The sequence below is a fragment of the Sulfitobacter sp. SK012 genome (genome assembly GCF_003352085.1).
Classification (GTDB): Bacteria; Pseudomonadota; Alphaproteobacteria; order Rhodobacterales; family Rhodobacteraceae; genus Sulfitobacter.
Map to the genome: position 1 here is coordinate 3014757 of NZ_CP025804.1, position 16980 is coordinate 3031736.

Consider the following 16980-nt stretch of genomic DNA (forward strand, 5'->3'; position numbering starts at 1 on the left):
AAAACGTTGTGAGGCAAGGCCGTTTGAGCCTTGGTCTGGGTATCAATTTGCAGGAAATGGCGATGAGTAAGATATGACGCAAGCGGCAGGTGAATTGCGGGTTGATTTTGTCAACGGAGCGGTCGGGCACCGCCTTCGGTTTGGAGGGGGGCGAGGCCAAGCTCTTGCAAAGGCAATGGGGCTGCGTGCAGGGAAAACACCAACGGTTGTTGACGCAACAGCTGGTTTGGGTCGCGACTCGTTTCTTTTGGCATCGCTGGGCGCTCAGGTCATAATGATCGAGCGGTCGGAAGAAATGCATGCGTTGCTGGATCAAGGCATGCAACGCGCCGCCCAAGAGGGAGGCGAATTTGGCGAGATTATTGGCCGCATGACCCTCTTGAAGGGCGACGCCAAGAACCTTCTGCCTGAACTGTCCGCCGAAGCGATCTTGATCGATCCCATGCATCCTCCACGCAAAAACTCGGCACTGGTAAAGCGCGAATTGCGTCAAGTCCGCGAGATTGTTGGGACGGATGAGGACGCTGCTGATCTGGTCCGTGTGGCGCTCAAGAATGCCCGCAACCGCGTGGTTCTAAAGTGGCCTGCGAAGGCTGATCCAATCGAAGGCATACAGGCATGCTCCCACCAGATACTGGGGAAATCAACGCGCTACGATGTCTTCATGACCGGATAACGCGCGCCTCCGCGCCAAGCCGTCGGGTTTACGCGTCAGAGTTAGACCTTGCGTCCAGATCAGTTAAATCCAGCCCGCGCTCGGCTGCAAATGCCCGCGTCGCACGCAACGTATCTGCGGCCCCCGTCAAGTGAGTTGCAACCGAACGCAACAGACTGCTTGCAACGGCCGCGTCGTTTTCAATCACAGAAATGAGCTCATTTGCACCAAGCCGCAAGAACAGGCTGTCTTGGATTGCGATCAAGTTGAGCGGGCGTTTTTCACCCAAAATGACAGCCAAATCGCCGATCAACCGCCCAGGGGTGATCTCTGTAATGAGGATACCTTGGCTTTCCGCTTCGGGCCAATACAAACCCGCCGACCCTTTTACGCATAAATAGGCCGCGTCGGCATCTTGCTCGGCTTCAAAGATCACCTGCCCCGCCTTCACCTCAAACCACTGGCTGCTATAGGCCAGCAACCGTTGGTGCTTTTGGTCAAGCTCGCCAAACAATTCGGTCTCAGCCACGATCTGCAATTTGCGGTTCAGGTCTTGGCGCGCGTCTTCATCACGCGGTTCGACAATTTGTTTGCCATCATCGATCCGACCATCTTTAATCTCGACAAACAGATCATAGTTTTCGGGGTTATTGAATTTTCGTTCGATGAATATCTTTGTTGTATCCGGCATCAGATCGCTGATCCGATCACGCATGTCTGAACGGGCTTTTTCATCGTGGCTGGCCAAAGCATTCCCCAAGATCAAGACATCAGGCTTTTTGATACCAGCCCGGCTAAAGGCGACCCGCTCGCGGAACACGGCAGGTAAATTCAGCCCACCCTGAGAGGTTTCAACATCAAAAATGGACTGCGCAGCCAGACGCCTAACGCCCTTCTCGGTCAACATATCGACAACAACTTCTTCGATCTGCTTTTCACGGGCACCGGCCATGTTTGAGACGCGCCCAAAAATCGCGTTCCCGAGCACGGACATCACGGGGAAGTATTTCGATGGGTCGATTTTCTCAAACATTCCGTCGAGTTCAGCCACCATCTGGTCCGAGTTATTTCGGCGAATGTCCAACACTCGCTCTTTGAACTCTTCGCTAAAGGCAGGACCGATCTGTTCAGCTGAGAATGCAAAGGGGACGGTTAACATTAGCGCAAAATCTTCGGGCGGCAGCCCCGCATCGCCGACCTCGCGGCGTTTTGTCATGATGCTGCCCAAACGGTGGTACAACTCATCCGTCATGTTAAAGCGGCGAAACAGAGGGTGATCAGTGCCATCCTTGCCGAACGTCGCAGTCAACCCGTCGATAACACCGGCCGACATCTGAGCCAGCTCATCTACGATCCCTTGCGCGCCCAACATATCGACAAATTTGGCTTCTTTAGACAGCGCTTCTTGGGTCAGCGCATGCGTCGGCAACGCATAAAGAAGGTTCACGGCCAAAGGTGAAACCGGGTTGAATTTTTCTGGATTAAAGGAATGCACAATGTCGTCTAATCCGGCCTCAGCCAGCCGCTTTGCGATCTCAGGGCGCATTTGCACAATCGCGTCTGCAAGCTCCCTCTGAGAGCCCGGCTCAAGACGGGAGCGCAACGCGCGGCGCACCATGAAATCGTCCGTACCCATGGCTTCAACAAGCTGGAACCACCATTCGCGAATATCGTCCGAGGTCTCAAGACCTGCGAGCTTTGGATCAACCCAATCAGTTTCAAATGGATCGATACTATTGCCTGAACGCGCGGCATCGTCCTGCCAAAGTTCCAAATTGTAGGACGTTTCCTCTGCCGGGATCGGCTCACCTTTGAAAGGCATCAACAAGTTTTCACCAAGCGTTCCCCTGAAGATATGGGGTTTGGAATGTGCATATCCAATGCTGTTGGAGAGCACGGCCTGATGCAGTTCATTCAAATCGTGCCCCGCGATATGAACCGACCCGCGGTACGGGATAACCTCCCGCGTTAGAATGTCTGCAAAGGCCAACGCCGTGGTTTCATTGTTGGTTTTGATCGCGACGCGTGCGCCTTTCGGAATGACCAGATTAATGTCTTCCAAAATTGGGTGCCCGTCTTCGTCAAGCACGGTCAAATCATCTATGACGATGTCACCGCTTAAGCTGGGGTAACCGCTGGGCGCGCCTTCAAACAACGCATCATCGACCAATGTTTTTGGCGCGAATTTTTCAACGACAACTTCCCAGCGCAATGCCATGTCTTGGGTTTGGTTGTAGTAAGACAGCAGTTCTTTCCACGGTGACGATAGGTCTTTGTAAGCCGCCAATGCAGCAACAAGCGCACCCACAGTAATCTGTCCGCTGATGGCCAGATACCCGCCAACCATGTAGAAAAAAAACGGGGTCAGTTGGTTGATGAAGTTGTTGAGGAACTTCATGAAGAATTTCTTTTGGTAGATGGCCAACCGAATGCCAAACAGGCTTCCTAAACGATTAGAAAACAAAGACATCCTGTGACGAACGCCACCATTTGTACGAATATCGCTTACCCCGGCGGCTGTTTCGCCGATATCAGCGGCTAGCTTGCGCACTTCCTGAATTCTGGCCTTGTTCAGCAAGTTAATCTGGCGCTGCAGCTTAGGGATAATCCACGCCTGCAGGGGTATCAGCGCCACCGAAGCAAGACCGAACCAAAAGCTTTGTGCAAACAAGAAGATCAGGATCGTCATCATCTGCCCCGCCTGAAAGACGGGTTGAGAAAGCATATCGCCCATGAGCCCGCCCATGGGTTCAGCTTCCGATGTTACCATCGACACCAACTCACCTTGACTGGTCGCCCGAAAAAACGGCCGCGGGAACCTGACAAGACGTGTCAGGAGTTGAAAGCGAAACCGGCGCAGGAGCCGCTCCGCCAATACACCCTTCATCGTGTTGAGCTTCATTTTCAGAAGCCCGTTCACCAGCACGGCCACCAAGAAACCCATACATAAAACGAACAAGAACTGTATCTGAGTAAGCGTCTGACCCAGCACGTTCACATCAGCGCCGGAGCCCCCGATCGCGTCATTGATGATCCGCTTTGGTATTTCCAACGACACATAAAGAATTGGAAACGTCAACAAAGTGACGACCAACAACACCAGTTGCTCGCGCTTTGAAAATTTCCAGATGAACTGAAAAAGGCTCTTGTCCATGCTTGCTCGCATCCCTGAGTTGCGGGATTTGGAAAACCCCATTCTCATTGTTAGGTCTCAAACGGCGTATCAGCAAGGCAGCCTTGCTTTGGAGCCCAATGTCGTTTGGACACCATTCCTCACTTCGCTGCACCGGATCACCAACCAGATCAAGTTACCCCCTACCCGCGCGGCAAGGTACGGGCGAGATGTCTCCTAGACATGGAACCACGACAGCTCGACAACATCATCCTTAGGGGTCAATTCGATGCATCACTTGGCCGACGCCGTAAATGAGGCCCCCTCAATTTGCGCCCGAATGACATCTGGCGTCACAGCTATTTCGCGATAGATAGTTACGGCAATCTTTTCGATTTTCACGATATAAGATTTGAGGACCAAAATGCCCAACGCGCCGGTCTATGACATTGATCCAAAGTTATTTTGGCACGATCCCTATCCGGACCTAAAGAAGATGCGAGAAAACGCGCCAGTTACCTATGTTCCACAATTGGGAGCCACGTTAATTACCCGCCGAAATGATATTTTTACTGTTGAAAAGAAGATCGATGTTTTCTCGTCGAACCAGCCCAATGGGTTGATGACCCAACTCATGGGGCAAAACATGATGCGGAAAGACGGCGCGCCTCATATGGCCGAGCGCAAGGCGATTTTCCCAACTGTATCGCCTAAAACAGTGCAAGACATTTGGAAGGCCAAGTTTGAGAGTTTTACGAAAGAAACTCTGGCGGAGATTGAACCAAAGGGATACGCCGACGTGGTTGCAGACATCGCCATGCGGCTGTCTGGCGAGGCTCTTGTTGTGATCACCGGGCTGCGCAACATGACGTGGCAAGAGATGGATCGCGTGAGCCAAGGTATGATTGATGGCTGCTCCAACTATGCAGGCGATCCACAGGTCGAGGCCCGCTGCAACGACTGCACGGCATCAATCGACCGCCATATCGATCAAATGTTCGATGAATTGTATGCCCATCCGGACACATCGATGTTGTCCGTTCAAATGCAAGCAGGTCTGTCAATAGAGCAAATCAGAGCCAACATCAAATTGGCGATTTCAGGGGGGCAAAATGAACCACATGACGTGATTGCTGGCCTGGTTTGGGCGCTGTTAGAACATCCAGAGCAGTTGAAGTTGGTTCAGAACGGCACCATGACATGGTTGCAGGCCTTTGAGGAATACGTGCGCTGGATGTCACCGATTGGCATGAGCCCACGAGAGATTGTGAAACCCTACGAGATACACGGCGTGACGCTTGAACCAGGCGAGCGGGTGTTTTTGATGTTCGGTTCGGGCAATCGCGATGCAGAAGTCTTTGCACGCCCGGACACGTTCGACATCACACAAGACTGCGCGGCATCGATCGCATTTGGAGCTGGTCCGCACTTTTGCGCTGGTGCATGGGCATCGCGCTGTTTGATTGCGGAAGTGACCGTTCCTGCGATTTTTGAAACCCTGAAAGACCTTCGACTAGACGGCGAAACCACATTCGGCGGGTGGGCCTTTCGTGGCCCGCTGTACGCACCGGTCGCTTGGGGAGCTTAGTCGTGGCATAGCCGCATTGACGTCTTTTGGTGCATAACGCTGTAAATCTAAACAGTGTCCAGAAAAGCCGCGCAGCCTTTGGACAGTTGTTTGACTTTACTGGGATCGGGTGGGTCCACGCCCATCGCGGACATCTCAAGCAGCTCGGCCTCAATTTTGTATCGAGCACGTCCTTGGATGGCCGATGTTTCATGAGTTTTCAGACACCCCTTTATTGGGATGCCTGTCGCCATTAGTAGCTATGGCAACGTCGATTTGAATGCCTTCAAGCCCTCAGTGTTCGCCGCCACCGGCAAGGCCAACACCCGAGATGAGCGCGCCCCACACCTTTAGGCGCAAACCAACTGCCTTAATGATGCCAGTTGCGGCAATCACATGTCCTGAAACACCAGGAAGGTTGGTGGTATAGGTCTGGACGACGCATCCGGTGCCATCCAGCATGATCTTTTCATGCTCAGGATGCTCAAGCTCGAAATAGACCAAGAGTGATCCACGCTCCGCAACGCTACCGAGTTCCAGCAGCTTACTGCCCGGCACGACCTGTCCGGAGGATATAGCAGGTTGAAGGAAAGCCACCCTCGCCGGTATGACCGAATTGCTAAACGACAAGTTGGCGTTGCTGTCACAGGCAATTTCCGCGGGCATCCCTTCGAATAAGACCGCGCGCGCCACCTGAGAGAAACCGGCGATTACCCTGAGTGGTAAACCTTCTGGGCGGTCTGGGATGATCACCATCGCGGGGCTTAGAACGAAGGTCGATGCTGGGCTGCCAACGCTTAGGGACAACTGCGTCACGACACCGCCAGTAAAGGAGTGCACTTCAGTCTTGATCAACGCGGCTTGCGCGCTTTCTATTGCAGCTTCGGCAGCTTTGGTCTGTGCGGGGATCGTCTGTGAAATATCGGCCTGAGCCAAATGCACCTGCGCCTCGGCAGCTTCCAACTTGGCTTCGTCAACTTTGACGGTAGCTTCAAGCTTTTGCACAGCGTCTTGCGAACCGACGTTTCTTTCGAACAGCGTCACCGCGTCCTGCAGTTCTTCGCTCCGCTCATCAAGCGTTGCTGTTGCTTGAGCCACACTGGCTTGCGCAACTCTTAGGGTATCTTCAGCCTTGATCGCGGCTGCAGCAAGCGTTCCCAATTCAGCCTCAGCTTGCCTCAGCGTCGCCTTTTGGGAGCTGTTTTCAATGCGAAACAGCAGGTCCCCGGCTTCTACTCTTTGTCCATTGATAACGTCCAGCTCGGTCACGGGACCTGCAGTTTGCGCCACAACCGAAACAGTGCGGTACGGCAACACACCCGAATAGGATTTCGGGTGGAAATAGAAAATCAGCAGAAACAGGAAGAAAGCAAGGGTTGCCCAAAGGAACACTGCGGTGCGCATGTTCCAGACAGTCATCGCTTCGCCTCGGCGCTTCAGCTGAAAGTAACGGATAAGGACGGGAAAAGAGGTGAAGAGAAGTTCAAACAGCTTTGATCTCCTTGGATCCGTCGACCGCGTCAGGTTCACTGCTGCTGGCCGTTTTGGCTGAGGCAGTTGGCAATACCACTGCCGGTTCATGCTCTGATCCATGTTCCGTCCCGGCATGGAATCGCGACCAGTCGGACATCAATGCAATGAGGATCGCGGTTATCGGAAGGAAAATGTGGAAATGCCCCAAAGGGAAAATCTCGTAAAGCAAAGCAATTGCCAACAACGTCGGGATGGTCCTAGCCAGCGGCGTTCCATGGGCTTGCTTGTCAGCCCAGCGGTCAAAGGCCGCATAGAGTGTGACGACCCCGTAGAGCGCCAGCAATAAAACCACCAAAGAGATCACTGCGTAGGAATCTCCGTCACCTGGAGCCACAAACCAATGTGGGGCTGCGTGCCCGGTTCCTTCTTCGCTCGCCATAACTCAGCCTCTCAAAATGCGGTTCAATATATAGGTTTTTCTACCTTCAACCGGCTGAAGTGTCTAATCACGTCTGACCAGAAAGCAGGTGCCTTTGTCACAAAATCATTTGCACAGTCTGCTGACACTATAAGGGAGATTTCCCCGCACGTAAGATGCAAACAAGATGGCAATGCAGGCTGCAAAGCGGCAAATGGTACGACCGCCGACGGGTGTCGGTTTGCGGTATTTAACGCACTTCGCGCATCAAGGTTTCGCGTATGATCTTCGTGGCTTGTTCATGAACCTTCATTCGGTCGACGCTTACATGATCCGAAAAGACATCAAGTTGCCCGATGAGCGGCGCGTCCGATGGGTACTCCAGAAACGTATAGTGCCCCACGTTTCGACCCAGATCATGATGCTGAAAGCCCTTGTTTTGTTTCACAAGCCAATCGGCGCAATGCACTGATGGTGATTCGGGGTCAGCGCCGCCTGTCAGGATCGTCATCGGCACACCAACCTGCGCGATGGATTGTGGGGTAAAAGACCGGATCGGCGGCGCTGGCGCAATCACGGCGCATGGATTGATCCTAGTGTCTGTGAAATCATCTCCATGCCGCGCCCATGAGTGCCGAAATGCCTGAGACGTCTCGATAAGGGTTGGAATGTGATCCGCAGCATCTGGAAATTCTTTGGGACCGCCTTGGGTGATCATGTTGGCGCTGCGCCACTGGTCGAATTCGTCCAATGAGGTTTGCGCCCCCGAGAGGGCCAGAATGGTGTGACCCCCAAGAGAAAACCCGGCCGCTGATACTCGGTCGAAATCCAGACTGTTGGCAAAGAACCCCGATGTTCCCAGCGATGTCAGAAGCACAGACAGGTCTGCGGCCCGCTCCCACCAACACAGAAACCCTTCTGCAAAATAAGACTCCAAGCCCGTGTTTCCGTGATGATTTGCGCCAATGACAACAAAGCCATCGCTCGCAAGGGCGCGGGCAAGCCAACCAAGGCTCTCTGCTGTGCCACCTGTGCCATGCGAGAGCAAAACAACCGGCAGCTCTTCACGCGTGCTCAGGTTGGCATCACGGATCACATCACCGAGTGCAAAAAACGGCTCTGAAACTGGAACCCCACATCCCTCGTTCTGTGTGGGATACCACGCCGACCAGGCAATGGGTCGCGTTCCGGTATTTTGCCAGTTTGAGCGCGCCGCGTCGTGGATCACCCCTGTTCGGTAGCCGCATTTTGCCATTTCGATTCTCCCTCAACGTCAACGATCTGGAAATTGTGATACTTTTCAATGTTCCATCTGGCTCAGTTCACGTTGACTGTCGCGCCCATGCCGAGGGTAATTGGGGTTGGGCCCACTTGCTGAACATCACACCTCGCCGAAGGTTTCATTGAGCTAGTTTAGGACGTGACTTGAGCAGTTAGCCTTACCTTCGGCCAATCCTGTCTCTTCTCTTAAGCGCCCATTAACCATTCTTCTGCACCATCGACCCCAACAACGACTTTGATACGCGGGGGCTACTGGAATGAACGACCCGAAGAGGCCTGATGGACTGGCTACAACCAATAGAAACCGCATGCGGCCCTTAAGGCCCGCGCGTCAAGGTGGATTTTCTGATGCGGCAATGCGTGGCTTAGATGATCTTGAGGCCAGGCTGCCGCCTCCTGGCGCGGTGCTGTCGCCGGCGTTTGCGCCCTCCCACAAACGGAACCAACGACTGTCCTACGAGGCGTCCGCGGGCGGCGGTATGATCCGCGATGCCCATGGCATCAAGGTCCCGCATTACTGGGGTCACCGCGAAAGACTACGCTCGCGGTTTCTATCAGGCGGCCACAAACCCATGCCAGAATATGAGTTGTTGGAGCTGTTGTTGTTCAACGCCATTCCTCGCATCGATGTGAAACCCTTGGCCAAAAGGCTATTGGCCGCATTTGGCGACCTCAACGGCGTTATCGCCGCCTCCGAAAGCAGCGTCCTAAAGATCGAAGGAACAACTCCCAAAGTATATCTACAGCTCCGGATATCAGAGGCGTTTGCCCAACGTATGGGACAGTCGAAAATCCTCAAAAAAGATATTTTGTCCTCTTGGGATGATCTGATCAGCTACTGTCGTGTCTCAATGGCGCACCGCGATACCGAGCAGTTTCGTATCATTTTCCTTGATCGAAAAAATAACGTGATCGCGGATGAAGAACAGGCAGTTGGGACGGTGGATCATGTCCCCGTTTATCCGCGAGAGGTTGTAAAGCGAAGCCTGGAATTGAACGCCAGTGCCATCATTCTGGTCCACAACCACCCATCAGGTGACCCCACCCCCAGTCAAGAAGACATCACCATGACCGACCTCATTCAAACCGCGTGTTCGTCCGTCAGCATTACCATCCATGACCACGTCATTATCGGCAAAGAAACTGAGGTCTCATTTCGATCGTTGGGCTATCTCTAACCGCAAATACAACTCCCAAGGGTAAGCTTTCCGTCGAAGAACGTTGCCCTTCCGATTGAGCGATATCGCTCCCTATATTCGCGGAAAGCGCGCGGTGCATGATGTTGCAAATGGGAATGATTTTGAAACAGCGTTGACCGACGTTAGGGCTATTTGAGAGGCATCGGTAGGCAGAAAACGCCCGACATACCGATGCCTTTGGCCAATTGGTCGAACGGTTCGCTAATCCTTGAGGCGCTCAATGATACTGGCGGCCGTTACAGTTCCAATCTGGGTTCCACCTTCTGTGACCTGCAACACCGCATCTTCGCCATTCAAACACTCTATCAATGACCGCACAGGCGTTTCGGGGCTGACTGACGCAGCTTCGTGAGCATCCTGGCGAGGTTCAAGCATCACATCGCGGGCGGTCAACACACCAAGCGGGTTCATGTTAGCCACAAAATCAGCGACATAATTACTGGCCGGGTTCGAGAAAATCTCGCGCGGGGTGCCGGCTTGGACAATTCGCCCGCCTTCCATAATGGCGATACGCCCACCAAGCTTGAACGCTTCATCAAGGTCGTGACTGACAAAAATGATGGTCCGCTTTAGCGCGCTTTGCAGTTCAAGCAACTCGTCCTGCAGGCGTGTGCGAATCAACGGATCGAGCGCCGAAAACGGCTCGTCCATTAACAGGATTGGCGCTTCGGTGGCAAAGGCGCGGGCAAGCCCGACGCGCTGCTGCATGCCACCGGACAAATCGCCCACCTTGCGGTCAGCCCATCCATCAAGCCCCACCAGAGACAGTTGTGCATCGGCGCGCTCCAACCGTTCGGCTTTGGGCACTTCTGCCAACTCAAGCCCGAGGGCCACGTTTTCGCGCACTGTGCGCCACGGCAGCAGGCCGAATTGCTGGAACACCATCGATACGCGCGTCTGGCGGATGTGGCGCAGCATCTTGGGGCGGGCGTTTGTAACGTCGATCATCTGATCGCCGTCATTCACCCTCACACAGCCTCGCGCGACCGGGTTCAGGCCGTTTACCGCGCGCAGCAGCGTTGATTTGCCGGACCCCGACAGGCCCATCAGCACAAGGATCTCCCCTTCGCCAACGCTGAGCGTACAATCATGCACCCCCAGCACCTGCCCGGTGGCCTTTTGAATTTCAGGACGGTCTTGTCCTGCGTCCATCAAAGGCAAAGCAACGTTCGGCTTGTCACCAAAAACAATAGAAACGTTGTCGAATTCTACAGCATTCTCCATTGTCATTTGCCCCCTACCCGCAACATCCGGTCGAGCATAATCGCCACGACAACGATGATCAGACCGGATTCAAAACCCAACCCAGTGTTCACCTGATTAAGCGCGCGTACGACCGGCACACCGAGCCCGTCAGCCCCAACTAGAGCCGCGATGACCACCATTGAAAGTGACAACATGATCGTCTGGTTGAGGCCCGTCATGATCTGCGGCAGTGCATAGGGCAGCTCAATTTTCCATAATGTCTGGCGCGGCTTTGCCCCAAACGCCTGTGCCGCCTCAAGAAGCGCCGTGGGTGTCGAGGAAATACCCAATTGCGTCAGGCGGATCGGTGCGGGAAGCACAAAGATAACCGTGGCAATAAGGCCGGGGACCATGCCAATCCCAAAGAACACGATCGCAGGGATCAAGTAGACGAAGGTCGGCAAGGTCTGCATCAGGTCCAGTACCGGGCGCATAAAGCGATAGAGTTTCGGACGGTGGGCCGCCGCGATGCCGATAGGCACGCCGACGCCCATGCAGACCACACAAGCTGATAACACAAGCGTCAGGCTTTCAGTGGTTTCCTCCCAATAGTCTTGGTTGAGGATGAACAGAAACCCGATGGCGATAAAGAGCGGTGTCTTCCAGTTGCGCTGGATTAAATAGGTCAGTGCCACGAACGCCGCGATGATGAAAAGCGGATGCGGGGTTTGCAGAACCCAAAGGATCGCGTCGATCAGCGCTTCCATCGCCAGGGCCAGCCCATCAAAGAACCACGCTCCGTTGATTTGCAGCCAGTCAAACATCGCCTCTGCGACGTCATCAACAGGGATTTTATTTTCAGTTATCCAGTTCATGGGGCCTCCAATCTTGTGCGAAATGCGCCCGTTTTGAGTGTCTCATAGGTCAAATATTCCCGCTGTGATATAATGCTTTTCTCGCCCTGCGTGTATTATAGGGGTGCCTGAGGGCGTTTTCGCCGAAACCATTTCAAAGAAAGGACTTTTCCCATGATGGAGGCAAACAAGGTTATTGAGAACCGGAAGATCCGGATAGCGACGATGGGTGACGAAGCACTTGGCCCGTTGAAGCTGCTGCCGGGTAAATGGGCAAATATCCGCCCAGAGTTTCGTGATGGCAGTAACTTCAAAGGCGAAGGCACTTTGGAAGGCCAAGGCCAAAGTCCATTTGATGGGCGTGGCTGGAACCTGATCGCCCTGCCCTTTGCGGGACCGGACCGCGATTACCGCCTGTTGATGAACCAATATAACGAGGTCCTGAGCTTTACCAAAGTTGACGAGGCTGTGCCCAATCGCGGCATTATCAAGAACGGGACAACCCAAGCTGCCGATCAAAAAGTTGCGGCGCTTGATTACGAACAGACCATCGCCCAGATCGCAGCCGAAGACATTGGTGCCAGCGAATTTGCCGGTGGAGCCGAATTGCCCATTCACCACGAGCCGGGGTTCTTTTTGCATATGAAAGAGCAGCGCGTCGACGGTGTGGACATCGCGCGTCTTTCTACAATTCCGCATGGAAATTCTGCGACATCTTTGGGCATTTCGGAGGTCTTTGACGGCCCGCCAACCATTCCACCGATTGATGGGTTTCCTGTTGGTATCACCCCTGATATTGCCGCCGCCGTCGCCGGGGCAAGTGACCCCGACACTTATCTGTTTCCCTACCATGAATTCGCCAACAACCCTTTCAAGGGGGTGCTGGGTGCGGTGCCTTTTCCGGGTTTCAATGTGGCGCAGGCCAATGAATTGTTGGCGTTGGGGATGCCCAATAACGTTTTGCGCACAACACTGCTTCATACCGACACGACGCTTCTGGAGGGGGGGATCGTCAACATCCCCTTTGTTGAACGGCAAGCGGACGCCGCCGAGATGCAATCGACCTTCTGGATCATGGAATTGGATGAAGAGGGTCTCAATGGCAATCCCAAGCTGTTGCTGGCGTATTCGCAATTCATTTTCTTGGATTTCTTCCCCCGCCCCGGTGGGCAGGAAGGATTGATCAGATGGCCACATATTTCGATCAACATGATGGAAAAGATCGAAGAACCACCCAGCGTTCAGACAGAAGACATGATCATCGCCTATGCGATGACAGATAAATAAACGCTGAAATCAAAGATGCAGGGCCTGCCAACTTCTTGGCAGGCCCTGCTCCAATATCGCTTACTTCAGCGCGGCAGCAGCTGCCATTGCATCACCACCGTCTTTGGTGGTCACGCCCGCAAGCCAAGTGTCGAGCACGGCAGGGTTTGATTTAATCCACTCGGCAGCAGCCTCTTGTGGCTCTTTGCCGTCATCCAAGATCGCGCCCATGATTTCGTTTTCCATGGCCAACGTGAACTCAAGGTTGTTCAACAGTGCGCCCACGTTCGGGCATTCCGCGGCATAGCCTTTACGGGTGTTGGTATGAACGGTCGCACCGCCCAGATCGGGACCAAAGAAATCATCGCCGCCTTCAAGATACGTCAGTTCGAAATTGGCGTTCATGGGATGTGGCTCCCAACCGAGGAAGACAATCGGATCGCCCTTGCGATCATTGCGAGCAACCTGTGCCAGCATGCCCTGCTCGGAGGATTCAACAACCTCGAACTCTCTGAGGTCAAAGGCGTTGTCGTCGATCATTGATTGGATCAGGCGGTTGCCGTCATTGCCCGCTTCAATGCCATAAATCTTGCCGTCCAGCGCGTCAGCGTTGGCAGCAATGGCCGCAAAGCTGGTGATGCCCAGATCAGCGGCCACCTTGTTGACAGCCAGCGTGTATTTCGCACCGGTCAAGTTGGCGCGCAGGCTTTCTACGGTGCCGGCTTCGCGGTACGGAGCGATGTCGGCTTCCATGGTGGGCATCCAGTTGCCCAGAAATACATCGATGTCGCCCGCCGCCATGGACGTATACGTGACAGGAACGGACAGGATTTTGATGTCCGTCTCATAGCCCAGAGCTTCGAGCACAACGGTGGTTGCAGCGGTTGTTGCGGTGATGTCGGTCCAGCCCACGTCAGAGAAGGTCACGGCATCGCAACCCTCAGCCGCGGCAAAGCCTGCACTCAGTGTCAGGGCCAGTGCGGATGTTGTCAAAAGTCGTTTCATAATGGTGTCTCCCGGTTGGCTTTTTATTGATTGATGAGTCAATCAACAGCGTCGCAAGCGGTATTGCAAGGCATTTTTGGAGCCCATCTAACCCAAGCGCAACCCCGAGGATGCAATGATCAAGCCCGCGGTGCAACGCAGCGAATTGGAATACCTATGATTTTCGGGATCCGCGCAGGGCGCGTCAGACGCGTTTCCCGGCGGCGTCAAACAGCATCTCGTCTGTCTTGTTCCATGTGAGGTTGACGGTCTCCCCCTCAGCCGCAATGTCATCAGATGCGTTTTGGCGCACAGTCACAAGCGTCCCATCGGCAAGCTTTACATGAATGAGCGTCTCGGCACCCAGCGCCTCGGTATAGAGAATAACGCCGTCAATTTTCTGCGCACCCTCCGCGATCAGCACATGCTCGGGGCGCACACCAAGTGTGACTGCGCCCCCTGACGGCTCTTGTGCCAGTTCCGCTTTCATAAAGTTGGTTGGCGGTGACCCGATAAAGCCCGCGACAAATTCAGTTGCCGGATTGGCATAGACCTCGAGCGGTGCCCCGATCTGATCTGCAATGCCGCCGTTCATAACAATCATTCGGTCAGCCAGTGTCATCGCTTCGACCTGATCGTGGGTCACATAAAGCGAAGTGACGCCCAACCGACGTTGGAGTTGCTTGATCTCCAGACGCATCTGCACGCGCAGTTTCGCATCTAGGTTCGACAGCGGTTCGTCGAATAGGAACACGGCTGGTTTGCGCACGATGGCGCGGCCCATGGCGACGCGTTGGCGTTGACCACCAGAAAGCTCGCGAGGTCGGCGCTTAAGGTACTCTTCAAGCTGCAACAGAACTGCGGCTTCCATCACCCGTTCGGCGATTTCGGGCTTTGGCCGGCCAGCAATTTTCAGGCCGTAGCCCATGTTTTCTTCGACCGTCATATGCGGATAGAGCGCGTAATTCTGAAACACCATCGCGATGTCACGGTCCATCGGTTCAAGCTCATTGACCATGCGGTCCCCAATATGGACCTCGCCACTGCTGACTGTCTCTAGCCCTCCGACCATGCGCAACAATGTGGATTTACCACAGCCCGAAGGCCCGACAATCACAATCAGTTCGCCATCGGCAATGTCGATATCGACACCGTGGATCACATCCGTTTTGCCAAAGGATTTCTTGATGCCCTGAAGGGAGACCGTTGCCATACCTATTTCTCACTATCAACTAAGCCGCGGATGAAAAGCCTTTGCATACTGATCACCACAATCACGGGCGGTACCATTGCAAGGATCGAGGTCGCCATAATCACAGGCCAGTCTGCAACATCATCGCCTGACGGGAACATCTGCTTTATCCCCATGACGATAGTATTCATCGACGGGTCCGTCGTGATCAGCAGGGGCCAAAGATATTGGTTCCAACCGTAGATGAACAAAATCACAAAGAGCGCCGCGACATTGGTCCGGCTCATCGGTAAAAGGATGTCCCAGAAAAACCGCATGGGACGCGCCCCATCGACGCGCGCGGCTTCGGCCAACTCGTCCGGCACGGTCATAAAGAACTGGCGGAAAAGGAAGGTCGCTGTGGCCGATGCGATCAACGGAAAGATCAAGCCAGAGTAGCTGTTGAGCATGCCAAAACCTGCGACGACTTCGTAGGTTGGCACGATACGCACTTCGACAGGCAGCATCAGCGTCAGGAAGATCAACCAAAAGAACAGCCTGCGTCCCGGAAACTTGAAATAGACGATGGCAAAGGCGGAAAGCAGCGAAATGACGATTTTGCCAAACGCGATCCCCAATGCCATGATCATCGAGTTCAGCATCATCATCGCAACAGGCGCATTAACGCCAGCCAGTAATGCCTTGCTATAGTTGGCAAAAAACTGATCCCCCGGCAGCAAGGGCATAGGCGGGCTTACGATTTCGGGCTGCGACACGGTCGAGGCCACGAAGGCAAGCCAGATCGGAAAGAAGATAAACAGCAGGCCAATGATCAGCCCAAGATGGGTGAACCAATGGCCCCACCCGCGCGTTTGCACCATGCCTGTTCTTTCAGCCATCAGTAGTGCACCCGTCGTTCAATGAATTTGAATTGCACAATGGTCAGCAGGCCGACGATAAACAGCAAGATCACCGATTGCGCTGCAGAAGACCCAAGGTCTTGGCCGACAAAGCCGTCGGAGTAGACCTTATAGACCAGAATGGTGGTTGATTGCTGCGGCCCTCCAGCGGTGATCGTGTGAATGACCCCGAAGGTCTCAAAGAAGGCGTAGACGATGTTGACCACCAGCAAAAAGAACGTTGTCGGCGATAGCAGCGGGAACACAATGGTGCGGAACCGGGTCCAAAAGCGCGCGCCGTCAATGGCCGCGGCCTCTATCACCGATTTTGGGATTGCCTGAAGCCCCGCAAGGAAGAACAGGAAGTTATAACTGATCCGCCCCCAGGACGAGGCGACAACGACAAGGCCCATGGCCTCTTCACCGTTAAGAACGTGGTTCCAATCATAGCCGAGCGTGCCCAGATACCAGGTCACGACCCCTACCCGCGTGTTGAACATGAACAGCCACAGCACACCAGCAACGGCTGGCGCCACGGCGTAGGGCCAAATCAACAAGGTCCGGTAAACACCGGAGCCTTTGATCAGGCGATCAGCAAGCACGGCGAGGTAAAGAGCGATCCCCATCGACACAACAGTCACAAGGATCGAGAAAACCGCTGTCGTGACAAAGGATGTTCGGTAGTAGGGATTGCTCAGAAGATATTCAAAATTGCCCAGTCCGACATAGCGCATCGACAGACCAAAGGGATCAGGGATGAACAGCGACTGATAGATCGCCTGACCCGCAGGGTAGAAAAAGAAGACAGCCGTGACCAACATCTGCGGAAAAATCAACAGAAGTGGCAACCACAGGCCTTTAAAGGTAACGCGTTTTTCCATGTGGTCCGCCGCGCCCCGGGTTAGCGGGACGCGGC

The 16980-nt window shown here is 54.2% G+C and carries 15 protein-coding genes; 5 read left to right on the forward strand and 10 right to left on the reverse strand.

Annotated elements, in window-relative coordinates; translation table 11 throughout:
• Positions 1–73 precede the first annotated feature (73 nt).
• Positions 74–676 (forward strand): class I SAM-dependent methyltransferase, encoded by a 603-nt coding sequence (locus tag C1J03_RS14735; RefSeq protein WP_114887281.1) that lies wholly within the window; start codon positions 74–76, stop codon positions 674–676.
• Positions 677–704: 28 nt separating this feature from the next.
• Here the strand turns inward: C1J03_RS14735 and C1J03_RS14740 are convergent, their stop codons facing one another.
• Entirely contained in the window at positions 705–3809 is a 3105-nt protein-coding gene (locus C1J03_RS14740) for an ABC transporter transmembrane domain-containing protein (protein WP_114887282.1), read from the reverse strand.
• Between C1J03_RS14740 and C1J03_RS14745 the strand changes: the two genes are divergently transcribed.
• Positions 3808–4008, forward strand: coding sequence for a hypothetical protein (locus tag C1J03_RS14745; RefSeq protein ID WP_114887283.1), 201 nt, complete (start codon positions 3808–3810; stop codon positions 4006–4008). The genes C1J03_RS14740 and C1J03_RS14745 overlap by 2 nt on opposite strands.
• A 183-nt stretch (positions 4009–4191) precedes the next feature.
• Positions 4192–5355 (forward strand): cytochrome P450, encoded by a 1164-nt coding sequence (locus C1J03_RS14750; protein WP_114887284.1) that lies wholly within the window; start codon positions 4192–4194, stop codon positions 5353–5355.
• Positions 5356–5628: 273 nt separating this feature from the next.
• On the opposite strand, the gene C1J03_RS14760 is transcribed toward C1J03_RS14750, so the two are convergent.
• From C1J03_RS14760 to C1J03_RS14770, 3 genes are all read right to left on the reverse strand, one after another.
• Entirely contained in the window at positions 5629–6753 is a 1125-nt protein-coding gene (locus C1J03_RS14760) for an HlyD family secretion protein (RefSeq protein ID WP_254694049.1), read from the reverse strand.
• Positions 6754–6817: 64 nt separating this feature from the next.
• On the reverse strand, positions 6818–7246 hold the full coding sequence (locus C1J03_RS14765; RefSeq protein ID WP_216825859.1) for a hypothetical protein: 429 nt from the start codon (positions 7244–7246) through the stop codon (positions 6818–6820).
• A 229-nt stretch (positions 7247–7475) separates the two neighbouring features.
• Positions 7476–8480, reverse strand: a complete 1005-nt coding sequence (locus C1J03_RS14770; protein WP_114887286.1) for an alpha/beta hydrolase family protein — start codon at positions 8478–8480, stop codon at positions 7476–7478.
• A 382-nt stretch (positions 8481–8862) separates the two neighbouring features.
• Between C1J03_RS14770 and radC the strand changes: the two genes are divergently transcribed.
• A complete protein-coding gene (gene radC, locus C1J03_RS14775; protein ID WP_114889026.1) occupies positions 8863–9684 on the forward strand; it encodes a RadC family protein in 822 nt (273 codons plus the stop codon).
• Positions 9685–9906: 222 nt separating this feature from the next.
• Here the strand turns inward: radC and choV are convergent, their stop codons facing one another.
• Both choV and choW read right to left on the reverse strand, forming a co-directional pair.
• Positions 9907–10929 (reverse strand): choline ABC transporter ATP-binding protein, encoded by a 1023-nt coding sequence (choV, locus tag C1J03_RS14780; RefSeq protein WP_114887287.1) that lies wholly within the window; start codon positions 10927–10929, stop codon positions 9907–9909.
• A 2-nt stretch (positions 10930–10931) separates the two neighbouring features.
• Positions 10932–11765 carry a choline ABC transporter permease subunit gene (gene choW / locus C1J03_RS14785; RefSeq protein WP_114887288.1) on the reverse strand — a complete coding sequence of 278 codons (834 nt, stop codon included), beginning with the start codon at positions 11763–11765 and terminating at the stop codon, positions 10932–10934.
• Positions 11766–11918: 153 nt separating this feature from the next.
• Here choW and C1J03_RS14790 point away from each other — a divergent pair, with 153 nt between their 5' ends.
• The gene (locus tag C1J03_RS14790) at positions 11919–13031 is read left to right on the forward strand and encodes a heme-binding protein (RefSeq protein WP_114887289.1); all 1113 of its coding nucleotides are present in this window, start codon (positions 11919–11921) and stop codon (positions 13029–13031) included.
• Positions 13032–13091: 60 nt separating this feature from the next.
• Here C1J03_RS14790 and choX read toward each other — a convergent pair whose 3' ends face one another.
• The 4 genes from choX to ugpA form a co-directional block, all read right to left on the reverse strand.
• Entirely contained in the window at positions 13092–14015 is a 924-nt protein-coding gene (choX, locus tag C1J03_RS14795; RefSeq protein ID WP_114887290.1) for a choline ABC transporter substrate-binding protein, read from the reverse strand.
• Positions 14016–14199: 184 nt separating this feature from the next.
• Complete coding sequence (ugpC, locus tag C1J03_RS14800) at positions 14200–15207, reverse strand: sn-glycerol-3-phosphate ABC transporter ATP-binding protein UgpC (protein WP_114887291.1); 1008 nt, start codon at positions 15205–15207, stop codon at positions 14200–14202.
• Between the two features lie 2 nt (positions 15208–15209).
• On the reverse strand, positions 15210–16046 hold the full coding sequence (gene ugpE / locus C1J03_RS14805; protein ID WP_114889027.1) for a sn-glycerol-3-phosphate ABC transporter permease UgpE: 837 nt from the start codon (positions 16044–16046) through the stop codon (positions 15210–15212).
• Positions 16047–16063: 17 nt separating this feature from the next.
• Positions 16064–16945 carry a sn-glycerol-3-phosphate ABC transporter permease UgpA gene (ugpA, locus tag C1J03_RS14810; RefSeq protein WP_114887292.1) on the reverse strand — a complete coding sequence of 294 codons (882 nt, stop codon included), beginning with the start codon at positions 16943–16945 and terminating at the stop codon, positions 16064–16066.
• Positions 16946–16980 lie beyond the last annotated feature (35 nt).

Bases quoted from the DNA above. Each gene is read 5' to 3' on its own strand.
- C1J03_RS14735 (WP_114887281.1), top strand. From the start codon at position 74: ATGACGCAAGCGGCAGGTGAATTGCGGGTTGATTTTGTCAACGGAGCG.
- C1J03_RS14745 (WP_114887283.1), top strand. From the start codon at position 3,808: ATGCTTGCTCGCATCCCTGAGTTGCGGGATTTGGAAAACCCCATTCTC.
- C1J03_RS14740 (WP_114887282.1), bottom strand. From the start codon at position 3,809: ATGGACAAGAGCCTTTTTCAGTTCATCTGGAAATTTTCAAAGCGCGAG.
- C1J03_RS14750 (WP_114887284.1), top strand. From the start codon at position 4,192: ATGCCCAACGCGCCGGTCTATGACATTGATCCAAAGTTATTTTGGCAC.
- C1J03_RS14760 (WP_254694049.1), bottom strand. From the start codon at position 6,753: ATGACTGTCTGGAACATGCGCACCGCAGTGTTCCTTTGGGCAACCCTT.
- C1J03_RS14765 (WP_216825859.1), bottom strand. From the start codon at position 7,246: ATGGCGAGCGAAGAAGGAACCGGGCACGCAGCCCCACATTGGTTTGTG.
- C1J03_RS14770 (WP_114887286.1), bottom strand. From the start codon at position 8,480: ATGGCAAAATGCGGCTACCGAACAGGGGTGATCCACGACGCGGCGCGC.
- radC (WP_114889026.1), top strand. From the start codon at position 8,863: ATGCGTGGCTTAGATGATCTTGAGGCCAGGCTGCCGCCTCCTGGCGCG.
- choV (WP_114887287.1), bottom strand. From the start codon at position 10,929: ATGGAGAATGCTGTAGAATTCGACAACGTTTCTATTGTTTTTGGTGAC.
- choW (WP_114887288.1), bottom strand. From the start codon at position 11,765: ATGAACTGGATAACTGAAAATAAAATCCCTGTTGATGACGTCGCAGAG.
- C1J03_RS14790 (WP_114887289.1), top strand. From the start codon at position 11,919: ATGATGGAGGCAAACAAGGTTATTGAGAACCGGAAGATCCGGATAGCG.
- choX (WP_114887290.1), bottom strand. From the start codon at position 14,015: ATGAAACGACTTTTGACAACATCCGCACTGGCCCTGACACTGAGTGCA.
- ugpC (WP_114887291.1), bottom strand. From the start codon at position 15,207: ATGGCAACGGTCTCCCTTCAGGGCATCAAGAAATCCTTTGGCAAAACG.
- ugpE (WP_114889027.1), bottom strand. From the start codon at position 16,046: ATGGTGCAAACGCGCGGGTGGGGCCATTGGTTCACCCATCTTGGGCTG.
- ugpA (WP_114887292.1), bottom strand. From the start codon at position 16,945: ATGGAAAAACGCGTTACCTTTAAAGGCCTGTGGTTGCCACTTCTGTTG.